Annotated in this window: 21 protein-coding genes and 1 riboswitch; of the genes, 14 read left to right on the top strand and 7 right to left on the bottom strand. The window is 73.3% G+C overall.

Annotated elements, in window-relative coordinates; translation table 11 throughout:
• Positions 1–32: 32 nt before the first annotated feature.
• Positions 33–2,279 carry a protein translocase subunit SecD gene (secD, locus tag HHX31_RS08025; RefSeq protein ID WP_169946586.1) on the top strand — a complete coding sequence of 749 codons (2,247 nt, stop codon included), beginning with the start codon at positions 33–35 and terminating at the stop codon, positions 2,277–2,279.
• 108 nt (positions 2,280–2,387) lie between these two features.
• Here secD and HHX31_RS08020 read toward each other — a convergent pair whose 3' ends face one another.
• Complete coding sequence (locus HHX31_RS08020) at positions 2,388–3,107, bottom strand: glycoside hydrolase family 25 protein (RefSeq protein WP_169946584.1); 720 nt, start codon at positions 3,105–3,107, stop codon at positions 2,388–2,390.
• Positions 3,108–3,119: 12 nt separating this feature from the next.
• Positions 3,120–3,264: riboswitch (cyclic di-AMP (ydaO/yuaA leader) on the bottom strand.
• Between the two features lie 269 nt (positions 3,265–3,533).
• On the opposite strand from HHX31_RS08020, the gene HHX31_RS08015 reads away from it, so the two are divergent.
• Complete coding sequence (locus HHX31_RS08015; RefSeq protein WP_169946583.1) at positions 3,534–4,106, top strand: flavin reductase family protein; 573 nt, start codon at positions 3,534–3,536, stop codon at positions 4,104–4,106.
• Entirely contained in the window at positions 4,106–5,788 is a 1,683-nt protein-coding gene (locus HHX31_RS08010) for an alpha/beta-hydrolase family protein (protein WP_169946581.1), read from the top strand. The genes HHX31_RS08015 and HHX31_RS08010 overlap by 1 nt, the downstream gene beginning before the upstream one ends.
• Before the next feature lie 19 nt (positions 5,789–5,807).
• Here HHX31_RS08010 and HHX31_RS08005 read toward each other — a convergent pair whose 3' ends face one another.
• On the bottom strand, positions 5,808–7,091 hold the full coding sequence (locus HHX31_RS08005) for a C39 family peptidase (protein ID WP_169946579.1): 1,284 nt from the start codon (positions 7,089–7,091) through the stop codon (positions 5,808–5,810).
• A 225-nt stretch (positions 7,092–7,316) separates the two neighbouring features.
• Here HHX31_RS08005 and HHX31_RS08000 point away from each other — a divergent pair, with 225 nt between their 5' ends.
• Complete coding sequence (locus HHX31_RS08000) at positions 7,317–8,165, top strand: D-alanyl-D-alanine carboxypeptidase family protein (protein ID WP_249345703.1); 849 nt, start codon at positions 7,317–7,319, stop codon at positions 8,163–8,165.
• 134 nt (positions 8,166–8,299) lie between these two features.
• Complete coding sequence (locus tag HHX31_RS07995; protein WP_169946575.1) at positions 8,300–9,844, top strand: M28 family metallopeptidase; 1,545 nt, start codon at positions 8,300–8,302, stop codon at positions 9,842–9,844.
• A gap of 34 nt (positions 9,845–9,878) precedes the next feature.
• Here HHX31_RS07995 and HHX31_RS07990 read toward each other — a convergent pair whose 3' ends face one another.
• Complete coding sequence (locus HHX31_RS07990) at positions 9,879–10,817, bottom strand: DMT family transporter (protein WP_211589384.1); 939 nt, start codon at positions 10,815–10,817, stop codon at positions 9,879–9,881.
• A 140-nt stretch (positions 10,818–10,957) separates the two neighbouring features.
• Here HHX31_RS07990 and HHX31_RS07985 point away from each other — a divergent pair, with 140 nt between their 5' ends.
• From HHX31_RS07985 to HHX31_RS07950, 8 genes are read left to right on the top strand one after another with little or no spacing between them, the layout of a single operon-like run.
• Positions 10,958–12,310 carry an MSMEG_0569 family flavin-dependent oxidoreductase gene (locus tag HHX31_RS07985; RefSeq protein ID WP_169946573.1) on the top strand — a complete coding sequence of 451 codons (1,353 nt, stop codon included), beginning with the start codon at positions 10,958–10,960 and terminating at the stop codon, positions 12,308–12,310.
• Between the two features lie 57 nt (positions 12,311–12,367).
• Positions 12,368–12,883 (top strand): MSMEG_0572/Sll0783 family nitrogen starvation response protein, encoded by a 516-nt coding sequence (locus HHX31_RS07980; protein ID WP_169946571.1) that lies wholly within the window; start codon positions 12,368–12,370, stop codon positions 12,881–12,883.
• 4 nt (positions 12,884–12,887) lie between these two features.
• The gene (locus HHX31_RS07975; RefSeq protein WP_211589383.1) at positions 12,888–13,952 is read left to right on the top strand and encodes an MSMEG_0568 family radical SAM protein; all 1,065 of its coding nucleotides are present in this window, start codon (positions 12,888–12,890) and stop codon (positions 13,950–13,952) included.
• Positions 13,922–14,521, top strand: coding sequence for an MSMEG_0567/Sll0786 family nitrogen starvation N-acetyltransferase (locus HHX31_RS07970; RefSeq protein WP_211589382.1), 600 nt, complete (start codon positions 13,922–13,924; stop codon positions 14,519–14,521). Before HHX31_RS07975 ends, HHX31_RS07970 begins: the two co-directional genes overlap by 31 nt.
• Positions 14,518–15,378 (top strand): carbon-nitrogen hydrolase family protein, encoded by an 861-nt coding sequence (locus HHX31_RS07965; RefSeq protein WP_169946569.1) that lies wholly within the window; start codon positions 14,518–14,520, stop codon positions 15,376–15,378. Before HHX31_RS07970 ends, HHX31_RS07965 begins: the two co-directional genes overlap by 4 nt.
• A complete protein-coding gene (locus tag HHX31_RS07960) occupies positions 15,375–16,211 on the top strand; it encodes a carbon-nitrogen hydrolase family protein (protein WP_169946567.1) in 837 nt (278 codons plus the stop codon). The genes HHX31_RS07965 and HHX31_RS07960 overlap by 4 nt, the downstream gene beginning before the upstream one ends.
• A complete protein-coding gene (locus tag HHX31_RS07955) occupies positions 16,208–17,290 on the top strand; it encodes an MSMEG_0565 family glycosyltransferase (RefSeq protein WP_169946565.1) in 1,083 nt (360 codons plus the stop codon). The genes HHX31_RS07960 and HHX31_RS07955 overlap by 4 nt, the downstream gene beginning before the upstream one ends.
• A 9-nt stretch (positions 17,291–17,299) precedes the next feature.
• Entirely contained in the window at positions 17,300–18,022 is a 723-nt protein-coding gene (locus HHX31_RS07950) for a VOC family protein (RefSeq protein ID WP_169946563.1), read from the top strand.
• Positions 18,023–18,025: 3 nt separating this feature from the next.
• On the opposite strand, the gene HHX31_RS07945 is transcribed toward HHX31_RS07950, so the two are convergent.
• The 3 genes from HHX31_RS07945 to HHX31_RS07935 form a co-directional block, all read right to left on the bottom strand.
• On the bottom strand, positions 18,026–18,601 hold the full coding sequence (locus HHX31_RS07945) for an NADPH-dependent FMN reductase (protein WP_169946561.1): 576 nt from the start codon (positions 18,599–18,601) through the stop codon (positions 18,026–18,028).
• Positions 18,602–18,725: 124 nt separating this feature from the next.
• Positions 18,726–19,865, bottom strand: a complete 1,140-nt coding sequence (locus tag HHX31_RS07940; RefSeq protein WP_169946559.1) for an acyl-CoA dehydrogenase family protein — start codon at positions 19,863–19,865, stop codon at positions 18,726–18,728.
• Positions 19,862–23,287, bottom strand: coding sequence for an indolepyruvate ferredoxin oxidoreductase family protein (locus HHX31_RS07935; RefSeq protein WP_311931651.1), 3,426 nt, complete (start codon positions 23,285–23,287; stop codon positions 19,862–19,864). Before HHX31_RS07935 ends, HHX31_RS07940 begins: the two co-directional genes overlap by 4 nt.
• 137 nt (positions 23,288–23,424) lie before the next feature.
• On the opposite strand from HHX31_RS07935, the gene HHX31_RS07930 reads away from it, so the two are divergent.
• Positions 23,425–23,928, top strand: a complete 504-nt coding sequence (locus HHX31_RS07930; RefSeq protein WP_249345701.1) for an Lrp/AsnC family transcriptional regulator — start codon at positions 23,425–23,427, stop codon at positions 23,926–23,928.
• Here the strand turns inward: HHX31_RS07930 and HHX31_RS07925 are convergent.
• Complete coding sequence (locus HHX31_RS07925; RefSeq protein WP_169946555.1) at positions 23,903–25,459, bottom strand: serine/threonine-protein kinase; 1,557 nt, start codon at positions 25,457–25,459, stop codon at positions 23,903–23,905. The genes HHX31_RS07930 and HHX31_RS07925 overlap by 26 nt on opposite strands.

Below are 25,459 nucleotides of genomic sequence, written 5' to 3'. Positions count from 1 at the left end.
TTTTCCTCTCGTACCGCCCCTGTGGAGGCTTCATGTCCCGTGCGCCCCTGTGGCGTGCGGTGGCGGCGCTCGCCGTCATCGCGACCTCATTGCTGCTCGCCCTCACCATGGCCCCGCGCCTCGGCCTCGACCTGCGCGGCGGCACCCAGCTCGTCTTCGAGACGAGAGACTCTCCCACGGTCAAGGCGGACGCCGACGCCACCGACCGTGCCCTCGACGTGCTCCGGCGCAGGGCAGACGCCCTCGGAGTCGTCGACCCCACCCTGGTCCGCTCCGGCGAGAAGCGGATCATCGTGGAACTGCCCGGCGTGCTCGACCCGCGCGAGGCCGCCGCGGTCATCGGCAAGACCGCCCAGCTCAACTTCCACTCCGTGGACGGCCCCGCCGAGGAGGGCGACAAGGACGCGATCGCCGACGAGAGCGGCCAGCGGCTGAAGCTCGGCCCGGTCGCGCTCAGCGGGGCCGGCGTCACCGACGCGGCCGCGCGCACCGACCCCCAGATGGGGCCGGGCTGGTTCGTCACGATCGACTTCAAGGAGCCGGGACCGTGGCGTGAGCTAACCGCGAAGGCGGCCTGCGCGCCTCCCGGCGACCACAAGCGCCGCGTCGCCATCGTCCTCGACAACGAGATCATCTCCTCGCCGCAGGTGGACGAGTCGATCGCCTGTGAGGCGGGGATCTCCGGCGGCACCACGCAGATCACCGGGTCGTTCACCGCCCAGGAGGCGCAGAACCTCGCGGTGCTGATCAAGGGCGGCTCGCTCCCCGTCCCGCTGGAGCTGGTCGAGCAGCGCACGGTCGGCCCGACCCTCGGCGCCGACGCCATCGAGGCGAGCGCCAAAGCCGGCATCGTCGGGGTGATCCTGACCGCGTTGTTCATCGGCGTCGTCTACCGCCTGGTGGGCGTGCTGGCCGCGGTCGCGCTCGCCTGCTACGGCCTGATCTCGTACGCCGGGCTCGTGGCCATGGGGGCCACCCTCACCCTGCCCGGCCTGGCCGGGTTCGTGCTGGCGATCGGCATGGCGGTGGACGCCAACGTGCTGGTCTTCGAACGGGCCAGGGAGGAGTACGCCGCGACGCCGAAGCGAGGCCTGAAGGCGGCACTCGAACGGGGCTTCAAGAACGCCTGGAGCGCGATCGCCGACTCCAACATCACCACACTGCTCGCCGCCGGGCTGCTGTTCTGGCTGGCCTCCGGGCCGGTCAAGGGCTTCGGCGTGACCCTGGCCATCGGCGTGCTCGCCTCGCTGGTCTCGGCCATGCTGATCACCCGGGTGCTCACCGCCGCCCTGATCTCCAGGATCGGCCCGCGGGCGTCCGGCATCGGGTCCATCGGCCGGGTCAGGACCTGGCTGAACCGGCGAGACCCGGATCTCATGGGGCGCAGGCGGCTGTGGCTCGCCGTCGCCGCGGGGCTGCTCGTGCTCGCGGGCGCGGGACTGGTCACCCGTGGCCTCAACTACGGCGTCGAGTTCACCGGCGGCCGGCTCGTCGAGTTCGGCACGAGCAGGCCCGCCGACGTCGCCGCGGCCAGGCAGGCGGTGGCGGACGCCGGGTTCCCCTCGGCCGTCGTGCAGCGGTCGGACGACGCGATCTCGGTGCGTACCGGGCAGATCAGCGCCGACGACGTGGTCCGCATGGAGGAGGCGCTGGACCGGCAGGTCGGCGAGGTCACCAAGCAGCGCGACGAGCTCATCGGGCCCAGCCTGGGCGAGGAACTGCGCCGCAACGCGATCATCGCGCTCGCCGTCGCGCTCGCCGCGCAACTCGCCTACCTGGCGTTCCGGTTCCGGTGGACGTTCGGCACCGCGGCCGTGGCGGCGCTATTCGTCGACGCGGCCGTCGTCGTCGGCGCGTTCGCCTGGATGGGCAAGCCGATCGACGGGGTGTTCCTGGCCGCGATGCTCACGATCATCGGTTATTCGGTCAACGACAAGGTCGTGCTGTTCGACCGGGTGCGGGAGCTGTGGCCGGTGCGGCGCGGCGAGCGGTTCTCCCGCGTGGTGAACGCCGCGATCCTGCAGACCGCGCCACGTACGGTCAACACCGGGCTCGGGGCGCTGTTCATCCTGGCCGCGCTCGCGGTGTTCGGCGGCGACTCGCTGCGGGACTTCGCCGTGGCCCTGCTGCTGGGCATCGTCGTGGGCACGCTGTCCTCGTCCTTCGTGGCCGGGCCGGTGGCGATCGCGCTGGAGCGGCGCTCCAACCAGCCGCCGCCCGCTCCCGTCTCGCCGCGCGTCAGGTCCGCCCGGCGCGACGGCTCCGGCGCCGTGCTCTGAGACAGGCCCTGAGACAGGCTCTGAGACAGGGCTCTAGACGCGCAGGCGCCCCCGGGCGGACGATCCGTCCCGGGGGCGCCTGCGCTCAGCGGCGGGTCAGCGGCAAGCTCAGCGGCGGCCGAGGGCGCGCAACTGCTCGGGGGTCAGCGCGGAGACGTTCTGGTCGATGGGCGTGTCCGTGTACTGGTGGATCGTCCAGGTCTTCCAGTCGGCGGGCGGCGTGATGTCGCCGGGAGCCTTGCTGTAGTGCGCCACCCACAGGGGGTAGTCGCCGAGGCCGCGGCCGTACTTGTCGGCGAAGTTCCAGCCGCTGTAGAACATCGGCTTCGTCCCGGTCTTGGCCGTGACGTACTCCAGCCAGGTCCTGGCCCACTCGTTGACGTGCTCGACCGACTGGCCGTTGGCGTCCTCCAGGTCGAGCACCAGGATGTCGCCGGGCTTGCTCGGCTGCGAGTTCACCACCTTGAGGAAGTGGTCGGCCTCGGCGATGGGGTCGTTCGAGGGATGACCGTAGTGGTAGACGCCGCGGACGATGCCCTTCTTGTCCAGCTCACCCCAGTGCCGGGGGAAGGACGAGTCGACCCAGGACGTGCCCTCGGTCGCCTTGATGAAGCCGAACTGGGCCCGGCTGTTGATCCAGTCGTGGTCGGCCTCGTAGCCGGAGACGTCCTGGCCGTACGTGTGCGGGTTGGCGTACGCGGGTGCGGGGAGGGCGACGGCGGCGGTGACGCCGGCCGTGGCGGCCGCGAGCGTGAGGGTGGCCGCCGCGAGGGCGGAGCGCAGGCGCCGGCCGGAGGGCGGGCGACCGGAGGGGCGGTGGGTGGGCATGTCGGGGTTGACTCCTTGCTTCCATGCCGCCTACCGGGTTAGCTGACGGGTTCGGGCAGGAAGTGCCCTACGGGCGCGCATCTGGGGGCTGCTCCCGATTCACCCCGGAGAGAGTGGGTCCCCGGCTCCGCTCGTGCGGATTCGGCGGCCGAGCGGTCACGAGACCGCACGGACCAGGCAACGGCACGGCAAGGGATACACCAGCGGACGCCGGTGCGTACCCTGAGCCGCGTGCCCTAAAGGTACACACAGCACCAGATTGGTGTAAACGGGACAAAGTATGTCTTTACCTGGGAAGGCCGGCTCGCTGGACAGACGGCGCGAAGAAAGGCAAGCATCCGGTTGACCGGCATCCCCCTGCCGGGCGGCAATAAGGGGGTTTGTAAGTTCGTCACCGAGGCTCCGACACGCACGCGAGGTGAGTCAATGACCGCTGCACCGGCCGACCCAGAGTTCACCGAGGTGGCGCCGCCCACGCCGGCCGAGTTCCGGCGCGCGCTGGGCATGTTCGCGAGCGGAGTGACCGTGGTGACGGGCCTCGACGACGGCGAACCGGTGGGCTTCGCCTGCCAGTCGTTCGCGTCGGTGTCCCTCGAACCGCCGATGGTCCTGTTCTGCGCCGACCACAGGGGCCGGGCGTGGCCCAGGATCAGGAGGTCGGGCCGCTTCTGCGTGAACGTGCTCGGAGAGGACCAGGTCGACCTCTGCGGCCGGTTCGGCTCCAGCAGGGGCGCCAAGTTCGCCGGGCTCGGCTGGGACCTGTCTCGATGGGGCACCCCATCGTTGCGGGGGGTGCTGCTGCGCGTCCACGGCGAGGTCCGCGACGTGCACGTCGCGGGCGACCACGACGTGGTCATCGGCGACGTCGTCGAACTCGAACCCGTGGCCACCGAGCAGCGCCCGATGCTGTTCTTCCGCGGCCGGTTCGGCGTGGACCAGGACGACCCGGCCGCCGCTCTCGGTCCGAACCTGTGGGGCTGGGGCGACCACTGGGGCTGATGGAAGGGCAGCGCACCCGTCTCGGCACGCCGGTGGACACGGCCGGGATCGTCGTCGCCACGACCTTCTTCTGCCTGTCGCTCACGCCGTCGCTGCTCCCCCGCCCCTGGTCGCTGCAAGGGGTCATCGCGGGACTGCTCTCCGCCACCGGATACCTCGTCGGGGTGACCGCCGCCGCGGCCGTACGCCCTGCCGCGGCCCGGGTCCCCGCGCGGTGGCGCGCGGGCTGGAACCGCACGGGACGGCGGCGCGTCCGGCGCCTGGTCGCGACGTTCGGCTGCGGTCTCGGCGCCGCCGCGCTCGTCTTCGGCGCCCGCGCCCAGCGGGACATCTACGCGCTGATGGGCCTGCAGCAACCGGAACGGCTCGGCTACCTCGGCGTCCCGCTCGTCGCGGCGGCCGTGTTCCTCGCCCTGCTGGCCGCCGCGCGGACGCTCCGGATCGCGGCGCGGGCGCTGGGCCGAATCCTCGGGCGCTGGTTCCCCGCGACGGCCGCGCAGTTCGCCGCCGGGCTCGGGGTGGGCGTGCTGGCCGTCTTCCTGACCGACGGCATCCTGACCGAGGCCCTGCTCAAGGGGGCCGACCACAGCTTCGCCGCGATCAACAGCGAGATCGTGCCCGGCGCCACCCGGCCCGGCGCCGCCACGCTGTCGGGCAGCCCTTCCTCACTGGTCCCGTGGGCGTCCCTCGGCCTCGAGGGCCGCGCCTTCGTCTCGCACGCGCCCACGGTGGGCGAGCTGAGCCGGTTCGGCGGGCGGCCCGCCGTCGCCCCGATCCGCGTCTACGCCGGGCTCGACTCCGCCGCGACCACGCGCGCACGCGCCGCCCTTGCGGTACGCGAGATGGAGCGGACCGGCGCGTTCGGCCGGAAGGTGATCTGCGTGGTCACGACGACCGGCACCGGCTGGGTCGACCCGCAGGCGGCCACCGCCCTGGAGTTCATGTACGGCGGCGACACCGCGCTCGTCTCGATGCAGTACTCCTACCTGCCGAGCTGGCTGTCGTTCCTGGTCGACCGCGACCGGGCCAAGACGGCCGGGCGGGAACTGTTCGACCAGGTGTACGCCCGCTGGTCGAAGCTGCCCGAGGGGCACCGGCCCAGGCTGCTGGTGTTCGGCGAGAGCCTGGGGGCGTTCGGCGCGGAGTCGGCGTTCGACGGCGATCGGGACCTGCGCGAGCGCACGGACGGCGCGCTGTTCGTCGGGCCGCCGGACAGCAGCGCCCTGTGGCGGCGCCTCGTCGCCGGGCGCGACCCCGGCAGCCGGGAGGCGCTGCCGGTCTACCGGGGCGGCGAGACCGTGCGGTTCGCCAACCGGCCGTCGGACCTGGACGCCCCCGCGTCGCCGTGGGACCCGCCGCGGATCGTCTACCTGCAGCATCCCTCCGACCCGATCGTGTGGTGGACGCCCAGGCTCGTCCTCACCCGGCCCGACTGGCTGGAGGAACGCCACGGCGACGACGTGCTGCCGGGGATCCGGTGGTATCCGTTCGTGACGTTCTGGCAGATCACTGCCGACCTGGTGTTCTCCCTCGACGCGCCGCCTGGGCACGGCCACGACTACGACGGCGAGGTGATCGCCGCATGGGCGCGCATCGCGCCGCCCGCGGGGTGGGACGACGCGCGGACGGCGGCGCTCACCACGCTGATCGCGCGCCGCCCGTGCTGTCAGGACCAGGGGTGAGCCGCCGGGGAGGCCCGCGTCACCAGTTGGCCGGCAGTCCCGGCGTCGTGGGGGGCAGGGGGCGGTTCGCCGGGTGGATGACGTACACGATCCCGCCGCTGCCGGTGCTGCGCAGCCAGACGTTCTCGAAGGCGGCCCGCGGGTAGACGCGGCGCACCGCGTCGTCGTCGGGCGAGGCCGGGTCGTTGGCGATCACGTCACCGTTGGCGGTGAAGCCGGCGATGACCATGAGGTGGCCGTTGGTGCTGTATCCGGCGCCCGGCAGTTCCTCCGCCTTGAACGACTGGGAGGTGACGACCGGGATGCCGGCCTTGATCAGCCGCTCCATCTCGGTCAGCGAGCGGAGCCTGGTGACGAACCCCTCCAGCCCGTACCGTCCCGCGTAGGCGGTGTTGAACGGCCAGTTGCCCGCGCCCTCGTACGCGTAGTCGTAGGTGTACCTGGCGGCGTAGTCGACCTCGGGGTCAGGGTCGGAGGGATCGACCCAGGCGGTGTCCTGCCTGCTCGGCCACTTCCCCCAGTAGCCGAGGACCATGGTGGTCGAGGTCGGGCTGCACCACGCCTCTCCCCCGCCGTCCCACTCCGGGTAGTGGCCCTCGTGGACGTTCTGGGAGCGGCGGGGCACCGCCAGTTCGACGCCCCAGGCGACGCCGCCGGGGCTCACGGGGACGGTCTGCCGGTCGGGCACGGCGGACGCCATCGCGCCGAGCGCGCGCACGACCGGGTTCGCGGCGGAGCCCGGCGCGCGGTAGAGGGTGACGCGCAACTGGTAGGAGGTGATCGCCTTGCCCGTCGCGGCGACGAACGTGTCGACGGACACGGTGCCGTCGGCGTCCCGCTGCCCCGGCAGCGACGTGCGCCGGATGTCCTCGTCGCCGTACGCCCAGCGGCCGAGCACGTACCACTTCGTCTGCCCGGCGGCGTGGCGGCCGCGCATCTCGACCTGCATCCAGCTTCCCGCAGGCACGTCGGCGTTCCAGGAGGCCACCAGTTCGGTGGCGGCGAACCCGATCGGCCGGTCGGGACCCGTCCACCGGGCGTACTCCCAGGTCTTCGTGCCGAGCGCGTCGGTGTAGGAGATCGTGCCCGCGGGGGCGCCGAACGACAGGGTGCCGCCCGTCCGCACGCCCTCGCGCAGGCCGGGGCCGAACTGGGCCCGCTGGTAGACGACGTCGACGGCGGACCGCGGGGGTTTGGTCCCCGCCTCGGCGGCCGTGGCGGGGACGGTGAGAACGGATGCGGTCAGGAGGGCTGTCAGGAGGGTTGAGAGAAACACGGGCAGGAACACGCTCGGCACGCGCATGGCTCACCTCTGGGTGTCGTCGGCGTCCCCGACGCTAGAGACCCGCCGCCCCGCGCGCATCGGCAGGAATACGTATCCGTTGTGTCTGGCGGGCCACACTAAACCTCCCATATCACACCTGTTTGTGCGCTTTGCTGAGTCTTTGCGAATAATCGCCCTAAAGGCCCGAATAGTCATGGCACGCTGATTCGCATGCTCGCCAGAAAGCTTTCCCTTGGTCTCTCCATGGCCGCCTTTGCCCTGGCCACGGGGGTGACGTCACCGGTTCTCGCCTCTCCCACGCTGGCCGCTCCCGCTCCGGCGCAGCAGGTTTCCGCGCCCGCGTACGCGCCGCCGCAGGTGTACGGGCGGGCCGTCTACCTGTGGGACGCCACGACCGGGCAGGACCTGCTGGACAAGAACGCCGCCAAGCGGATGCCGGTCGCGAGCCTGACCAAGATCATGACCGCGTACCTCGTCCTGCGGGAGGCGAACCTCGACGACGAGGTCGAGATCCAGCGCGCGGACCTCGAGTACGCCTGGAACAACGACGGCACGACGGCCGACCTCAAAGCCGGCGACACCCTGCGGGTGGGCGACCTGCTGTACGCGCTGATGCTCCCCTCGGGCGCGGACGCCGCGCACGCCCTCGCCCGCGTGTACGGCCCCGGGGTGCCCGGCTTCGTGGACAAGATGAACGCCACCGCACGCGAACTCGGCCTCAACGACACCCTCTACGTCAACGCCGACGGCCTGCCGACCTCCCGGGGCGACGGCTACTCCACCGCCCGCGACCAGGCCAGACTCTCCGAGATCGCGCTCCGCAACCCCGTGTTCACCGAGATCACCTCGACGCGCCGCCACGCGACGGAGGACGGCCGGTACGTCTGGTCCAACACCAACCACATGCTCGGTCTGCCCGGCGCCATCGGCGTGAAGACCGGATCCACGAACGCCGCCGGGTTCTGCCTCGCCTTCGCGGCCGACAGGAACGGCCACCGGCTGATCGGGATCATCCTCGGCGAGGGCGTCGCCAGCCGCCGCTGGGCCACCGCGGAGAGGCTTCTCGACTGGGCATCCGCGTCCGAGCGCTGAGCGCAATACCCGGGCGGGCCAGAAAACATGGTCTTCCGCGTCCGGTCAATCTTGGTTAGGTTCCCGATCAGTGTCTATCGGGGGGCCTTACAACCGGACCACTCGGACCGTCATTGGACCCGAAGGAGAGCCCAATGCGCGCCTCGCTCGGCATGCGGGCCGCCGTCGCCACCGCGGCGTCCGCCCTCGTGCTTCCCCTCCTGCCGGCCGCACCGGCCAGCGCCGACCCCGATCCGGCGCGGATCGCGCAGACCGTGGTCGCGTCCGCCGTGAAGAAGCACCTGCGCAAGCTGCAGGACATCGCGAACGCCAACGGCGGCACCCGCGCCGCCGGCACCCCCGGCTTCGCGGCATCCCGCGACTACGTCGCCGGGGTGCTGAAGAAGGCCGGCTACACGGTGACCCTGCAGAAGTTCGACTTCCCGTTCTTCAACGAGAACTCCACCGCGGTCCTGCAGCGCACCGCGCCCACCCCCAAGACGTACACGCCCACACCTCCGGACGGCAGCACCGTCGGCGAGTTCGCCACGATGACCTACTCAGGGCCCGGCGACGTCACCGCGGCCGTCCGCGGCGTCGACCTCATGCTGCCGCCGGGAGCGGAGGCCAACAGCTCGACCTCCGGCTGCGAGGCCACCGACTTCGCCGGCTTCCCGGCGGGCGCGGTCGCGCTGGTCCAGCGCGGCACCTGCACCTTCCAGGTGAAGGCCGAGAACGCGCAGGCCGCGGGCGCCGCCGCCGTGATCATCATGAACGAGGGCCAGGCCGGGCGCACCGACACCCTGCAGGGAACTCTGGGCGAGCCCACCCTTCACGTCCCCGTCGTGGGCGTGAGCTTCGCGGTCGGCCAGGAACTGGCCGCCGCAGGGACGTCCGTGCGGGTCAAGACCGACACGTCGAGCGAGATGCGGCCCACGCACAACATCATCGCCGACTCCCGGTGGGGCGACGCGAACAAGGTGGTGCAGCTCGGGGCGCATCTGGACAGCGTGGTCCCCGGGCCCGGCATCAACGACAACGGCTCGGGCAGCGCCGCGATCCTGGAGGTCGCCTCCGCGCTCGGCAAGATCCCGACCAGGAACAAGCTGCGCTTCTCCTTCTGGAGCGCCGAGGAGTTCGGCACGCTCGGCTCCGAGTACTACGTGGCGAACCTGACCCCCCAGGAACAGGCCAGGATCAAGCTGTACCTGAACTTCGACATGGTCGCCTCCCCGAACTACGCCCTGAAGGTCTACGACGGCGACGACTCCGACGCCACCGGCGCCGGTCCCGGCCCCGCGGGCTCCGACGAGATCGAGAAGCTCTTCGAGAAGTACTTCGACACGCTCCGCCAGGGCCACGTCGGCACCGACTTCGACGGACGGTCGGACTACGGCGCCTTCATCGCGGTCGGCATCCCGTCCGGCGGCCTGTTCACCGGCGCCGAGGGCGTCAAGACGCCGCAGGAGCAGGCGTTGTTCGGCGGCACCGCGGGTGTGGCGTACGACATTTGCTACCACCAGGCCTGCGACACCCTCGCCAACATCAACGACAAGGCGCTCGCGCTGAACACCGGGGCGATCGCCACCGCCGCCGTGGTGTACGCCTTCAGCCGGGACCTGCCGGGTCCCGACAACCGCACCACCGCGGCGGCCGCGCGCACCGCCGCGACCACCGCGACCGCTCCCGGCACCCGGTAAGAGAACCGGCCCAAAGAACGGGCCCCGCAGGACGTCAGTCGTCCGGCGGGGCCCGTCCCTGTTCCGACTTGGCCAGGAACGGCGAGCGGCCGAGGATGACGATGCCCGCCACGAGCGCCACCAGACCGGCGACCGTGCCCGCGAGGGCGGGCGGATCGACCCGCAGCCGCTCGCCGAAGATCGCCACGCCCAGGAGGATGCCGATGATCGGCTCGGTCGCCGTGGTGGCGGGCAGCGAGACCCGCAGCGGCGCGGCGTCGAACGCGCTCTGGTTCAGCAGGATGCCGGTCGCGGCGACAATAGGCAGCAGGTAGGGCAGCCAGGAGGTGAACAGCGCGGCCGGTCCCCGCGCCAGGGTCAGCAGGGCCCCTCGGGTCAGCGCGTCCTGCAGGCCGTACAACGCCCCCGCCGCCCCGGCCAGCAGCATCGCCTTGACCTGCAGTGGTGCCCGCAGCGCGACCGTGACCAGGCCCGCGGCCACGCCCGCCACGGCGAGCACCGAGGCCCAGATCACGGTGTCCGACGCCGGCGCGCCGCCGCCGTGGGGACGTCCGGCCAGGAGGAAGGCGACGACTCCGCCGCTGACCAGCACCGCCCCCAGCCACTCCGCCGCGCCCAGGCGCTCCTGGTAGATCAGGGCGGCCGCGGCGAGGGCGAAGATGAGGTTGGTCGCCAGGAGCGGCGTCACGGACGCCACGTCGGCCTCCCGCAGGGCCAGCCCGCCGAGAACCTGGCCGCCGATCATCGAGGCGATCCCGGCCAGCCAGATCGGTTTGCGCGCCAGGTCGAGCAGCAGCCGGAACCGCAGCATCTCGCCCAGCGGCTCGGTGTACGCGACGTGCTGCTGCGCGACCCAGCCCAGCCCCAGGAACGCCGCGCCCGTGAGACCGAGCACCACCGTGAGGATCATGGCACAGGAGCCCTCGGCGGCATGATCCGTCACTCCCCTCGGCACCGGGTCCGCCGTACTCATCCGGCCATCCCCAGTGGCGGCGGCTCTCATGTCCCGTACGCGCCGCGCACTCGGCCGGATCACGCCGGGTGACGCACCGGTAACGCCTTTTTATTCCGGATGCCGTAGTCCGGTAATCGGGCCGGACTGAAGTGGCGGTCATGGAAACGGCGGCGGAAACGGCGGCGGAAACGGCGGAGACCGGCACACCGCGAATCGCCGGGGCGCACTACCCCGTCGCGGTCGTCGGCGGCGGCCAGGCCGGGCTGTCGGTCAGTCACTGCCTGGGCCGGCGCGGCATCGAGCACGTGGTCGTCGAGGCGCGGCGGGTCGCCCACGAGTGGCGCGAACGCCGCTGGGACTCCTTCTGCCTGGTGACCCCCAACTGGCAGTGCGACCTGCCCGGCTTCCCCTACCGGGGCCCCGATCCCGACGGTTTCATGGTCCGCGAGGAGATCGTCCGCTACCTGGAGGACTACGCCGCCTCCTTCGGGCCCCCGCTGGCCGAGGGCGTGCGCGTCACCCGCCTGCGCAGGGCCGCGAGCGGGACGTTCGAACTCACGACGACCGCCGGGGACCTCACCGCCGACCAGGTCGTGGTGGCCACCGGCCCCTACCACGAGGCCGCCGTCCCCCGGCTGGCGGAACGGCTGCCACCGGGGATCGAGCAGATCCACTCCTCGCGTTACCGCCGTCCCGCGCAGCTTCCCGAAGGCGACGTGCTCGTGGTCGGCACCGGGCAGTCGGGCTGCCAGATCGCCGAGGACCTGCATCTCGCCGGGCGCCGGGTCCACCTCGCCGTCGGGAGCGCGCCCCGGGTCGCGCGCTTCTACCGGGGCAGGGACTGTGTGGCGTGGCTGCACGACATGGGCCACTACGCCAGGAGCATCGACGAGTTCGACGACGCCGACGCCGTACGGCTGCGGGCCAACCACTACGTCACGGGGCGCGACGGCGGGCGCGACATCGACCTGCGGGCCTTCGCCCGGGACGGCATGCGCCTGTACGGCCGGCTGACCGGCGTGACCGGCACGACGCTGGAGTTCGCCGGCGACCTGAAGGACAACCTCGACCGGGCCGACGCGGTGGCCGAGGGCATCAAGGACGCCATCGACGCGTACATCGCGGCGCGCGGCGTCGACGCGCCCGCCGAGCCCCGCTACGTGCCGGTGTGGGAGCCGGGCGCGCCGGCGCTCTCCCTCGACCCGGTGGCCGCCGGAATCACCTCCGTCGTCTGGGCGACCGGGTTCACCCGCGACCACCGCTGGATCGAGATCCCCGCCTTCGACGGCCGGGGCTACCCGATGCACTGGCGCGGCGTGACGAACTGTCCCGGGCTCTACTTCCTCGGGCTGCCCTGGCAGCACACCTGGGGCTCCGGCCGGTTCGAGGCCGTGGGCAGGGACGCCGAGTTCCTGGCCGGCCACATCGAGGCGTCCAGACGGCTGGCCGACGTCTGCGGCGCGCTGACCGGCGCGCCGGCCGAACTCTCCTCCGCGCTCCCCGTCGGGTGAGCCCCCCGTCCTCTCCGCCTCCGTCCACGACTATCCCGCTCATCCAAGGAGAACCACATGACCGTCGACATGACCGACCTCGAGAAGAAGAGCATCGAGGAGATCCCCCACCCGTCCCTGCCCGAGGGCTCCAGCATCTACGGCAGCACCAAGGTCTTCCCCGACTACATGGCCGAGAACGGCGAGTCGTACTTCACGCTCGTCCACGGCATCGCGCACGAGTCCTCGGTCAGCTTCGTGGCCGTGCTGCAGGCCACCCGGGCGCTGCGCAAGGGCTTCGAGACGGCCATCTACTTCTACGGCCCCGGCTCCCTTAACTGCCTGGCCACCCGCGGCTTCCCGACGACGGGCAACTCGGCGTTCCCCGGCGAGCACAACATCAACAACCAGCTCAAGACGTTCATCGCCGAGGGCGGGAAGGTCTACTGCTGCCGGTTCGGCCTGTCCCTGCACGGCGCCCGCGAGGAGGACCTCATCGAAGGCGTCATCCCGACCCATCCGCTGGACGTGCAGGACGCGCTGATCCACTACGCCCGCAAGGGCGCCGTCATCAACTCCACCTACCAGCTGTAGCGCCGTGACCGTCGATGTGCGGATCATGACCCGCGCCGAGCTGGCCCTGCGCGGCGTGGCCTTCGACACGCCCGTACGGCGGCCGGACGGCGCGGGGCCCAGCGGCGACGGCCACGTCCTCGTCGACGGCGCCGGCGCCGCGCTGCCCGTCGACCCGGGCAGCCCCTACACGGTGCGCGACGGCAGAGTGTGGCTCGGCGAGCAGGACACCGGGGTCTCCCTGGTGCCCGTGCGGCGGCCGAGGTTCTACGACCTGGCCACCGCCGAGGGCGTGCCCTACGAGAAGATCGCCCGGCTGCACGCCGCGGACGTGCTCGCCACGACCGTCGTGCAGACGTGCATCCGGTACGGCGAGGCCGACCGCTGCCGTTTCTGCACCATCGAGGAGTCGCTGCGGTCGGGCGCCACGGTCGCCGCCAAGACGCCCGCCCAGCTCGCCGAGGTGGCGGAGGCGGCGGTGCGGCTCGACGGCGTACGGCAGATGGTGATGACCACCGGCACGACCACCGGGCCCGACCGCGGCGCGCGGACTCTGGCGCGGTGCGTGCGCGCCGTGCTGGACGCGGTGCCGCGCCTGCCGATCCAGGTGCAGTGCGAGCCGCCGGGAGACCTGGCGTGGATCGGCGAGCTGCGCGCGGCCGGGGCCACCGCCATCGGCATCCACGTGGAGTCGCTCGACGAGGAGGTCAGGCGGCGCTGGATGCCGGGCAAGTCGTCGGTGCCGCTCGCCGAGTACGAGGCCGCCTGGGACGAGGCCGTGCGGGTGTTCGGGCGCAACCGCGTCTCGACATACCTGCTGGTGGGCCTGGGCGAGGACCCCGACGAGCTGATCGCGGGCGCGGGCCGGCTCATCCGGCGCGGCGTCTACCCCTTCGTGGTCCCGTTCCGCCCGATGCGGGGCACGCTCGCCGCCCGCGAGGGGATCGGCGCCCCCGGCGCCGGGCTGCTGACGTACGTCACCGAGAGCGTGGCGGCGCTGCTGCGCGCGGCCGGCATGCGCGGCGCGGACCAGGGGGCGGGCTGCGCGGCCTGCGGGGCGTGCGGCGTGCTGAGCGCGGCGGGCGGGTGAGCGCGGTGCACCTCGAAGGGAACACGCGGGCCCCGGCCCGGCGGGCGGCGCCCGGCGTCCTGCGCATCGAGCAGGCCGCGGACGCCGCGGCCCTGCGCGCCTACCGGCGGCTGCGGCACGAGGCGTTCGTCCGGGAGCAGGGCTTGTTCGACGGGCACGACCTCGACGACAGGGACGACGATCCCCGCACCGTCACTCTGGTGGCCAGGGATCCGGCGGGCACGGTCGTCGGCGGGGTGCGGCTCGGGCCCGCCTGCAACGGCCCCGACATCGGCTGGTGGACCGGCGGGCGCCTGGTCGTGGCGCCCGCCGCGCGCGGCGTCCACGGCGCCGCGGCGGCGCTGGTGCGGGCCGCCTGCGCCCGCGCGGAGGCGGAGGGCGTGCTGCGGTTCGAGGCGACCGTGCGGGCGAGGGCCGAGACGTTCTTCGGCCGCCTGGGGTGGACGCGGGTGCGGCCGGTAACGGTCGCGGGAGCCCCGCACGTGCTGATGCGCCACCCGGTCGGCCGCGTCGCCGGCCAGGTCACGCGGGCCCTCGGCGGCCAGGCGACCGGATGGGGGGCGGCGTGAGCGCCCTGCGCATGGCGGCGGTGTCCGCCGCGTTCTCCCGCGATCTCGAAGAGGACTTCGCGATCGCCGAGCGCCTCGTCAAGGAGGCGCGCGACGAGAACGTGCGGCTGCTCGCGCTGCCCGAGGCGTGCCTCGGCGGCTACCTGCTCACCCTCGACGGCGACGCCGCGGACGCGGGGCCGCCCCCGCTCGCCGTGGACGGCCCCGAGATCCGGCGGCTGGCCGCGCTGGCCGGCGACATGGTCGTGGTCGCGGGCTACTGCGAGGACGGCGGCGACGCCCGCTACAACAGCGTGGTGTGCGTCAGCGGCGACGGCGTGCTCGGCAACCACCGCAAGGTCCACCAACCGCTCGGCGAGAACGCCAGCTACTCCTCCGGTGACGGCTTCCGCGCCTTCGACACGCCCGTCGGCAGGATCGGCATGATGATCTGCTACGACAAGGCGTTCCCCGAGTCCGCCCGCGCACTGGCCCTCGACGGCGCGCAGATCGGGGTGTGCGTGTCGGCCTGGCCGGGCTCGCGCACGGACGCGGCGCCGGACCTGGAGCGTGACCGCTGGAAGCGGCGCTTCGACCTGTTCGACCGGGCCCGGGCGCTGGAGAACCAGATCGTGTGGCTGTCGGCCAACCAGGCGGGCACGTTCGGCTCGCTGCGCTTCGTCGGCAGCGCCAAGGTCGTGGACCCCGGCGGCGAGATCGTCGCGGCGACGGGCGTCGGGCCCGGCACGGCGGTCGCCGAGATCGACGTGCCGCGGGCGCTGGAGACCGCGCGCCGGTCGATGGGCCACCTGCGCGACCGCAGGCCGGAGACGTACGGCCAGGCGGCGCGCGCGGGAGAGGCGGGGCACGCGGCGTGAGCGTCCTGCGGATCGCCGCGGCGGCCGCCCATTTCGGCCGCGACCTGGACTTCGACCTGGCGCGCATCGCGAAACTGGTCGGCGACGCCCGCGCGGCAGGCGCCGGGCTGCTCGTGCTGCCCGACGCCGCGCTCGGCGGCTACCTCGCCGACCTGCGCAGGCCGGACCCTGACGCGCTGCCGCCCGCGCTGAAGCCGGACGACCCGGTGATCGCGCGGGTGGCGGCGCTGGCCGCCGAGATGGTGGTGTGCGTCGGCTTCTGCGAGGACGGCGGCGACGTCCGCTACAACGCGGCGGTGTGCGTCAGCGGCGACGGGGTGCTCGGCCTGCACCGCAAGGTGCACCTGCCGGCGGGCGAGACCGCGGCGTACGGCCCGGGCGACCGCTTCGACGCCTTCGACACCCCGGCCGGGCGGATCGGCATGCTGATCGACTACGACAAGACCTTCCCCGAGTCGGCCCGCAGCCTCGCGCTCGACGGCGCGCAGATCCTCGCCTGCCTGTCGGCGTGGCCCACCAGCGTCACCAACCGCGCGCCGCGGATGGCACAGGACCGGCAGTCGCGGCTCTTCGACCTGTACGACCAGGCGCGGGCCGCCGAGAACCAGGTGGTGCTCGCCTCCTCCAACCAGACCGGCGTGATGGGCGGCATGCGTTTCCTCGGCCAGGCCAAGGTCGTCGGGCCGGGCGGCGACGTGCTCGCCCGCACCTGGTCGAAGGCCGGGCTGGCCGTGGCCGAGCTCGACGTCGCCGCGGAGATCGACCGGGCCCGGCGGATCCTCCATCACCTCGGCGAACGCAGGGCCGACGTCTACCGGGAGGTTCCGGGGTGAGGATCGCGCTGCTCAGCTACTCGACCAAGCCCCGCGGCGGGGTGGTGCACACCCTCGCGCTCGCAGAGGCGCTCGCGGCGGCCGGACAGCACGTGACGGTGTGGACGCTCGGCCGGGGCGGCGACGCGGGGTTCTTCCGCCCGGTCGACCCGGCCGTGCGGCTGTGCGTCGTGCCGTTCCCCGACATCGCCGGCGAGGGCGTCGGCCCGCGCGTGCTGCGGTCGATCGCGGTGCTGCGCAGGGCGTTCGCCCCTGACGCGGAGTCCTACGATGTCGTCCACGCCCAGGACTGCATCAGCGCCAACGCGGCGGGCCGGTGCGTGCGGACCGTCCACCACGTCGACCACTTCACCACGCCCGAGCTGGCCGCCTGCCACGAGCGCGCCATCGTCACGCCGTACGCGCACGTGTGCGTGTCGGAGGCGGTGGCGGCCGAGCTCGCCGCCGGGTGGGGAATCAGGGCCGCCGTGATCCCCAACGGCGTCGCGTACGAGCGCTTCGCGTCCGCCGATCCCGTCGCCACCGGGATGTGGCGGCGGCGGCTCGGCACCTACGTCCTGACGGTCGGCGGCATCGAGCCGCGCAAGGGCTCGCTCGACCTGCTTGAGGCGTACGCGCTGCTGCGGAAGGCGCACCCGGACGCCCGGTTGGTGATCGCCGGCGGTGAGACGCTCTTCGACTACCGCGACTACCGCGCGCGGTGGGAGGCCCGCGCGGCGGAGCTCGGCGCCGAGCCGATGGTGCTCGGCCCGGTCTCCGACGCGGACCTGCCGCCGCTCGTGGCGGGCGCGAGCGTCTTCGCCTTCCCCTCGGTGAAGGAGGGCTTCGGGCTCGCCGCGATGGAGGCCCTGGCGGCCGGCGTCCCCCTGGTGGTGCGCGACCTGCCCGTCCTGCGCGAGGTCTTCGGCCCCGCCGCGCGTTTCGCCGCCACTGCCGGCGCCCTCGCCGTCGAGCTCGCCGACGCCCTCGAATACGCCGACGACGACAGGCGTGCGGCGGGCCGGGCGCTCGCCGCGCGGCACACCTGGAAGGCCGCCGCCGAACGGCACATCGAGCTGTACGAGTCGCTCGCGTCGTAGGCTCAGGCCGTGGTGATCAGAGTGCTGGCCTTCATCGACAGGCCCGCGGAGCGGTTCGAGGAGGCCGCGGCGTTCTGGACGGCCGTCACCGGCACGCGCCTGTCGCCGCGGCGGGGCGACGACGGGGAGTTCGCCACGCTGCTGCCCGAGACCGGCGACGCCTGCGTGAAGATCCAGGCGGTGGGCGACGGGGGCGGCGCGCACCTCGATCTGGAGGTGGACGACGTCCGTGCCGCGCTGGCGGCGGCCGTGGCGCTCGGCGCCGCCGTCGCCGAGGACCACGGCGACTGGGCCGTGCTGCGCTCCCCGGAGGGCAGGGCGTTCTGCCTCGTCCCCGGAGAGGGGACGGCGCGGCGGCCGCCCGTCTTCGCCGGCGCCCGCCTCGACCAGGTCTGCCTCGACATCGCCCCCGGCGCGTACGAGGAGGAGGTGGCCTTCTGGGCGGCGCTGACCGGGTGGCCCCCACACCGGGGGGCGCTGCCCGAGTTCACGGTGCTGGCGAAGCCGGGAATGCCGGTGCGGATCCTCCTGCAGCGGCTCGGCGACGGTCCCGGCCGGTCGGCCCACGTCGACCTTGCCTGCGCCGACCCCGAGGCCGCTCGCGTACGGCACGAGCGGCACGGCGCGGTGCTCGTCGCGCGGGGTCGGCACTGGCTCGTCATGCGCGACCCGGCGGGCGGCGTCTACTGCCTCACGGGCCGCGACCCGGAGACCGGCTCACTGCCGGGGTGACCGTCAGGCGGCGGGGCGCAGGTGCCGCAGCGCGCCGGCGAGCCGGTCCAGCTCGGCCACCATCGCGTCCGCCGCCGAGTTCATGACCTCGTTCGGCTGCAGGCGGCCCTCCTCGTCGAGGAGCTGGGCGACGAAGGGGATCGAGACCGCCTCGACCAACGGCACCATCTTCAGCGTGGTGACGACCTGCTTGAGCATCTGCACGGCCCGGGTGCCCGCGGAGACGCCGCCGTAGCTGACGAACCCGAGCGGCTTGTACTGCCACTCGTGGTGCAGGAAGTCGAGGGCGTTCTTCAGCACGGCGTTGAAGCCGTAGTTGTACTCCGGCATGACGAACACGAACGCGTCGCCGCGCTCGACGGTCGCGCTCCACTCCTTGGTGTGCTGGTGGATGTACTGCCGGAGGCGGGGGTGGTTGGGCTCGTCCAGGAACGGCAGGTTCACCTCCGCCAGGTCGACGAGCTCGACCTCGAAGGCGTCGTGGGCGGCCGCGCGCTCACGGAACCACTCCGCCACGGGCAGCCCGACGCGCCCGGGACGCGTGCTGGCGATGACGATCTGCAGAACTGGCTTGGCCATGTGTTTCTCCCCCGACAGCCAAATCGGACACAACCCGGACCACGGTACGCCCTGACCAGCGGCGGCACCGAGCGGGGTGCGCGCTTCCCCGCTCTCGCCGACCGCGACCTTCCGGGCCGGTGAGCTACTTGGCGAGGTGGCGGCTGATCACCAGGCGCTGGATCTGGTTGGTGCCCTCGAAGATCTGCATGATCTTGGCCTCGCGCATGTAGCGCTCGACGCGGAACTCGCGCGTGTAGCCGTACCCGCCGAAGACCTGGACCGCGTCGGTGGTGACCCGCATCGCGGTGTCGGTCGCGACCAGCTTGGCGACGCTGGCCTGCCTGCCGTACGGCAGCCCGGCGTCGCGGCGGCGGGCCGCGTCGAGGTAGGTCGCACGGGCGCAGTCCACGCCCGCGGCCATGTCGGCGAGCAGGAACCCGAGCCCCTGATGGTCGATGATCTTCTTGCCGAACGCCTCGCGCTCCTTGGCGTACGCGACGGCCTCGTCGAGCGCGGCCTGCGCGAGGCCGACGGCGCAGGCGGCGATGCCCAGCCTTCCCGAGTCGAGCGCGCCGAAGGCGATGGGCAGTCCCTGCCCCTCCTCGCCGATAAGGCGGCCGGCCTCGATTCGCACGCCGTCCCAGTGGGCGGTCGTGGTGGGGATCGCGTGCAGGCCCATCTTCTCCTCGGGGCGGCCGAAGGTCAGGCCCTCCGCCGCGCCGGGGGCGAGGAAGCAGGAGACACCGCGCGGGCCGGGGCCGGTGCGGGCGAACAGGGCGTAGAAGTCGGCCCGGCCGCCGTGGGTGATCCACGCCTTGGTGCCGGTGATCCGGTAGCCGTCCTCCGTCCTGTCGGCCCGGCACGTCAGGGCGGCGGCGTCCGACCCCGCCTGGGGCTCTGACAGGCTGTAGCCGCCGATCAGCCGCCCGGCCAGCATGTCCGGCAGCCACCGCTCCCGCTGCTCCGGCGTGCCGTACGTCGCGAGGGGGAAGCAGGACAGCGTGTGCACGCTGACGGCCACCGCGACGGCGGCCCATCGCGCGGCCAGTTCCTCGATCACCTGGAGATACACCTCGTACGGCTGGCCGCCGCCGCCGTGTTCCTCCGGGTAGGGCAGGCCGAGGAGCCCGGCCGCGCCGAGCGTGGCGAACAGCCCCTCGGGGTAGGTCTCGGCCCGCTCGTGCTCGTCGACGCGGCGGGCGAGTTCCTTGTCGGCGATCTCCCGCGTCAGCTCGACGAGGTCGCGGGCGTCCTGGCCGGGCAGCAGACGGTCGACGGTCACGGCACCTCCACCAGTGCGGGGTCGTCCAGCCGGGCGAGCAGGGCCGCCGCGCGGTCGCGGAACTCCGCCACCCGGGCGAGCTTCACGCCCTCGTAGCCGCGGATCAGGTCCGGCAGCGCGGCGATCTCCGCGACGGCCTGAGCGGTATCCGGGGTGAGCCGGTCGAGCGCGCGCCTTACCAGCCCGCGGTACTCCCCGACCAGCGTACGCTCCACGCGGCGCAGGGCGGCGTACCCGAACACGTCGAGCGGGGTGCCGCGCAGCACGCGGGCGGCCCTCAGCCCGCGGAACACGACGTCGGCGGACCCGCGCAGCCTGATCTTGCGCTTCAGGCCCATCGCCCGCAGCAGCGGCGGGTGCAGCAGCACCGACACGTCCGCGCCGGGCCCGAACTCCCGCTCGCGCCTGGCCCGTTCCTCCGGGTCGAGATGCAGCCGGGCGACCTCGTACTCGTCCTTGTACGCCATGAGCTTGTGCAGTCCCCTGGCGTACGCGAGCCCGATCTGGGCGCCGGCCTCCTCCCCCGCCCGCTCGGCGGCCAGCGCGGCCACCCGGCGCACGTCGCTCGCGTACGCGCGGGCGTAGGCCGCGTTCTGGTAGCCGGTGAGGTCGGCGACCCGCACGGCGAGCGTCTCCTCCAGCCCGCCGGCCACGGGCGGCGCCGCCGTCTCCGGCTGTGGGATCGCGGCCCGGAAGACGGCCTCGCGGTCGATCACGGCGGCCCGCCCCCAGCGGAAGGCGGCGAGGTTGCGCTCCACGGTCGCCTTGTTGAGGCGGATGGCGCTCTCGATCGCGCCGGCCGAGATCGGGATGCAGCCGTGCTGGTAGGCCGCGCCGACGAGCACGAGGTTGGCGGGCATGTGGTCGCCGAACAGCGCCTCGGACAGCGCTCCGGCGTCCACCCGCAGACCGGCGTCGGGCAGTGTGGCCGACGCGATGCGGGCGACCGCGTCCTGCGGCCCGGAGAGCGGGGCGCGGCCGGTGACCATGGCGGCCGTCGGCACGATCGCGGTGTTCACGACGGCGACGGTGCGGCCGGGCGAGGCGACGGCGAGCGTGTCGTCCGCGGCGGCGCCGAGCACGTCGAAGCAGAGGAGGACGTCGGCGGTGCCGCGCGCGGCGCGTACGGATCCGCCGATCGGCCGCGGGGACACGCGCACGTCGCTGACGACGGGACCGCCCTTCTGCGCCAGCCCTGTCTGGTCGAGCCCGGCGGCGTGCAGGCCGTCGAGATGGGCGGCCATCTGCAGGATCTGTGAGACGGTGACGACGCCGGTGCCGCCGATGCCGGGCATCCGCAGCAGCACCGAGCGCTCCGGGAAGCGCGGCGCGGGCTCGGTCAGCGCCACCGGCGGCTCGGGGACCGTACGCGAGACCTTGGCGCGGGGCTCGACGAGCAGGAACGACGGGCAGTCGCCCTTGAGGCAGCTGAGGTCGGAGTTGCACGACGCCTGGTGGATGCGGGTCTTGCGGCCGAACTCGGTCTCCACCGGCTGCACCGACAGGCAGGTGGAGGCGTCCCCGCAGTCGCCGCAGCCCTCGCACACGCGTTCGTTGACCACGACCCTGGCCTTCGGCGTGGGCAGTTCGCCGCGTTTGCGCAGCCGCCGCTCCTCGGCCGCGCACCGGTCGTCGTGGATCAGCACGGTCACCCCGTCGACCGCGGCGAGTTCCTTCTCCAGCGCCGGGAGGTCGTCGCGGTGCCGTACGGACGCGATCGGCGCCAGCCGGACGCCCCGGTAGGTCTCCGGCTCCGGCGTGGTGACCACGACCCGCCGCACCCCTTCGGCCGCGAGCCACCGCGTCAGCGCCGGGACGTCGAGGCGGCCCTCGGCGCGCTGCCCGCCGGTCATCGCGACCGCGTCGTTGTAGAGCAGCTTGTACGTCATCGAGACGCCCGCGGCGACGGCGGCGCGTATGGCGAGCGAGCCGGAGTGGTGGAAGGTGCCGTCGCCGAGGTTCTGGGTGAAGTGGCGGTCGGAGGTGAAGGGGGCAAGGCCGAACCACTGGGCGCCCTCGCCTCCCATCTGCGTGAGGCCGACCCGCCTGCCGCGTTTGTCGCCGTCCAGGGCGATCATGGCGTGGCAGCCGATGCCCGGCCCGACGAGCGTGTCGTCGGAGGCGCGCGTGGAGGCGTTGTGCGGGCAGCCCGAGCAGAAGTACGGCGTGCGGGCGGCGGCCAGCGGGAGCATGACGCGACGCCTCGGGTGGGCGGGCGACAGGATCGCCGCCTGACGGGGCAGGCGCTCGGGGCCGAGGCAGGTGGCGAGCGCCCCCGCCACGTCCTCGGCGCCGAGCGTGCCACGTGAAGTCAGCAGTGCCCGGCCCAGGATGTCCGGGCGCTGCCCGGTGTCGTACAACGCCTGCTTGAGGTGCCCCTCCAGGAACGGCACCTTGTCCTCGACCACGAGCACCCGGTCGAGCCCGGCGGTCATGGCGGCGAGGTCGTCGTGGGCGAGCGGGAACGGCATGGCGAGCCGGATCAGCCGCAGGCCGAGGTGGTCGAGCGCGGCCTCGTCCAGGCCGAGGTCGGCCAGGGCGCGCAGGACCACGGCGTAGGAGGGCCCGGAGGCGAGCACGCCCGTCGTGGCGCGCGGCGCGTCGTGCGTGATCCGGTTGAGGCCGTGCGCGCGGGCGTACTCGCGGGCCAGATCGAGCCTGCGGGTGAGCATGTCATGCTCGGCGTCGAGCGAGGCCGGACCGACCAGCGTGGGCGGCGCGCCGCGCTCGGCGCGGTCCGGCACCGGGACGCCGGACCGGATGCCGTCTAGCAGCGACCCGAGGTCGACGGTGGCCGAGGAGTCGGCGACGTCGGAGACGATCTTCAGGCCGGCCCACAGGCCGGTGGCCCGCGACAGCGCCACGGCGTGCAGCCCGAGCTCGACGACCTCCGCCACGGAGCCGGGGGCGAGCAGCGGCATCGCCAGGCTCTGGCACATGAGCTCGCACGCGCTGGGCACGGTCGACGACTTGCTGCCGGGGTCGTCGCCGATCCAGGCGACCGCCCCGCCGAGCGGCGCGGTGCCGGCGACGTTGCCGTGCCGGATGGCGTCGGCGGCCCGGTCGAGGCCCGGGTTCTTGCCGTACCAGAACCCGGTCACCCCCTCGTGGCGGCGGCCAGGCACCTGCCCGAGCAGCTGCGTGCCCGCGACCGCCGTGGCCGCGAGCTCCTCGTTGAGGCCGGGCCTGGCCACCACCCCGGCCTCCTCCAGGAACCGCGCGGCCCGTGCCATCTCCAGGTCGACGCCGCCCAGCGGCGAGCCGGGGTATCCGGAGACGAACACCCGCGTGTCCAGGCCGCGCGCGGCGTCGAGGCGGCGCTGCTCCAGGGTGAGCCGGACGAGGGCCTGGACGCCCGACATCAGCACGGTGCCGTTCTCCGCGGCGTACTTGTCGTCGAGCGAAACGGGAGGCGAGGACACGCGAACCTCCTGGGGTTGGGGGATGACCCACAGCACACCAACATCCCCGGTGCCCGCGCAAGCATGACACGGAAAACCACCGCGAGAACGCAAAAACATCGAGTGCCGCGCGGGTGGCGCTACTGTTCTTTGCGCACATGACGCTCGAAAGGGACATGCCCATGGCGGAGATCGACGACATCGACCACCGGCTGCTGCGCCTGCTGCGCGAGGACGGGCGCAGGACCTTCTCGGAGATGGCCGCCGAGATCGGCCTGTCGGTGGCCGCGGTGAAGCGGCGGGTCGACCGCCTGCGGGAGATCGGCGTCATCACGGGCTTCACCGTGCGGATCGACTACGCCAAGCTCGGCTGGGGCATCGAGGCGTTCACCGAACTGCGCTACCCGGGCACCACGCCGGTCGGCAAGATCGTCCGTACCGCCACGGACGTGCCGGAGGTGCAGGAGGTGTTCACCATCGCCGGCGACCCGGACGCGCTCATCCACGTACGCGTCCGCGACCTCGGCCATCTCCAGCAGGTGATCGACCGGCTGCGCCGCGCCGGCGACGTGACCGGCACCAAGACCCTGCTCGTGCTGGGGTCGTGGACGCGTGACGTCGGGCCGGTCGACGACCTCAGTCGTCGTCCCCCCCGGGCCTGACGCCGCTGGAGTTCACGAAGTCCATCAGCGGGCCGTCGGCGAGCCTGCCCGTCTGGTGCGCCCGCTGCAGCTTCACGAGCAGGTCTCGGACGCGCCGCCCCGACTTGTCACCCCTGCCCTTGCCCCTGGCCATCTCTCTGGCGGTCTTCCTGATCTCCTCGTGGGCCTCGCGGGCCAGCTTCGGATCCATGCCGCCCCGGCTCGCCTGCGCCTGGACGGCACGGTCGAAGGCGGCCAGCCATTCCATGTAGTCGCGGTAGACGTGCCGGGTCGCGGACGGCGTGGGAGACGGCTTCCGCGAGGCCTCGGGGAACGGGGCCCTGGTCAGCCGGGGCCGCGGACTCGCCGAAGCCCGCTCCGCCGGGGTGGGCGACGTCTCGGCCCGCGTGGGGGCGCTCGACGGCGACTGGGCCGCGACCGCGGGTTCCGCCCGTCCGCCGCCGTCGGACAGCGCGGCCACCCCGATCGTGACCACGGCGAGCCCCGCCACCGCGGCGCCCAGCCGGATCAGCGTCCGCCGTTCCGGCGACGACCCCGCGACGCGGCCGGCCGGGGCATCTGGGGCATCGGGCGGCGGGGCGTCGAGCAGCGGGGCGTCGAGCAGCGGGGCGTCGAGCAGTGCCGTGTCGCCCGCACGCGCGCCACCCGCCGCGTACGGCGAGGTCGTTGGAGCCGGGGCGGGGGGCGGCGCTCCGCCTTCCCACGCCGGCTCCTCCGCGGCGAGGGAGACGGCCGTCAGGACCCGGCGCACGACCTCCGCGCCCGCGGGCCGGGCGGCGGGGTCCTTCGCCAGCAGCGCCATGATCAGGTGTTCCAGCTCGGCGGGAACGCCGGGCCGGTGCCTGCCGGGCGGCACCGGAGCCTGGTGCATGTGCTGATACACCAGCTCGGGGGCCGACCCGGTGAACGGCGGATGCCCGCACAGCAGTTCGTAGCAGACGCATCCCAGCGCGTAGAGGTCGCACGCGGGGCCGCCGCCCCGGCCGTCGATCTGTTCCGGAGCGAGATACGCGGCGGTGCCGATGACGGTGCCCACCATCGTGAGCCGCGCCGCCTCCGTGGCCACCTGGGCGACGCCGAAGTCGACCACCTTGAGCACGCCGCTCTCGGTGAGATGCAGGTTCGCGGGCTTGACGTCCCGGTGCACGACCCCGGCGCGGTGCGCGGCGTCCAGCCCGGCGGCGGCCTGGGCCATGAGGCCGCACGCCTCGGCCACGCCGTACCGGCCACGGTCGAGCAGCTCGGCCGCCAGGCTGCGGCCGGTGAGCAGCTCCATCACCAGGTAGGGCCGGCCGTCCTGCTCGCCGACGTCCAGCACCGTCACCACGTTCGGGTGCACGACGCGGGCCGCGGCGCGCGCCTCACGGGCGAACCGCTCCCGCGAGGCCACCCCGGCCACCTGCGGCGCGAGGATCTTGACCGCCACGGTGCGGTGGGTCCGCAGGTCCCGGCCCCGCCAGACCTCGCCCATCCCGCCCTGGCCGATCAGCTCCTCAAGCTCGTAACGACCGCCGAGCGTGGACGGCACCAC

The organism is Microbispora sp. H11081, from assembly GCF_012999535.1.
GTDB lineage: Bacteria > Actinomycetota > Actinomycetes > Streptosporangiales > Streptosporangiaceae > Microbispora.
The sequence above is the reverse complement of the archived record's forward strand: the minus strand, read 5'-3'. Positions and strand labels throughout refer to the sequence as shown.

Coding starts and splice junctions, on each gene's coding strand:
- secD (WP_169946586.1), top strand. CDS start 33: ATGTCCCGTGCGCCCCTGTGGCGTGCGGTGGCGGCGCTCGCCGTCATC.
- HHX31_RS08020 (WP_169946584.1), bottom strand. CDS start 3,107: ATGCCCACCCACCGCCCCTCCGGTCGCCCGCCCTCCGGCCGGCGCCTG.
- HHX31_RS08015 (WP_169946583.1), top strand. CDS start 3,534: ATGACCGCTGCACCGGCCGACCCAGAGTTCACCGAGGTGGCGCCGCCC.
- HHX31_RS08010 (WP_169946581.1), top strand. CDS start 4,106: ATGGAAGGGCAGCGCACCCGTCTCGGCACGCCGGTGGACACGGCCGGG.
- HHX31_RS08005 (WP_169946579.1), bottom strand. CDS start 7,091: ATGCGCGTGCCGAGCGTGTTCCTGCCCGTGTTTCTCTCAACCCTCCTG.
- HHX31_RS08000 (WP_249345703.1), top strand. CDS start 7,317: ATGGCCGCCTTTGCCCTGGCCACGGGGGTGACGTCACCGGTTCTCGCC.
- HHX31_RS07995 (WP_169946575.1), top strand. CDS start 8,300: ATGCGCGCCTCGCTCGGCATGCGGGCCGCCGTCGCCACCGCGGCGTCC.
- HHX31_RS07990 (WP_211589384.1), bottom strand. CDS start 10,817: ATGAGTACGGCGGACCCGGTGCCGAGGGGAGTGACGGATCATGCCGCC.
- HHX31_RS07985 (WP_169946573.1), top strand. CDS start 10,958: ATGGAAACGGCGGCGGAAACGGCGGCGGAAACGGCGGAGACCGGCACA.
- HHX31_RS07980 (WP_169946571.1), top strand. CDS start 12,368: ATGACCGTCGACATGACCGACCTCGAGAAGAAGAGCATCGAGGAGATC.
- HHX31_RS07945 (WP_169946561.1), bottom strand. CDS start 18,601: ATGGCCAAGCCAGTTCTGCAGATCGTCATCGCCAGCACGCGTCCCGGG.
- HHX31_RS07930 (WP_249345701.1), top strand. CDS start 23,425: ATGACGCTCGAAAGGGACATGCCCATGGCGGAGATCGACGACATCGAC.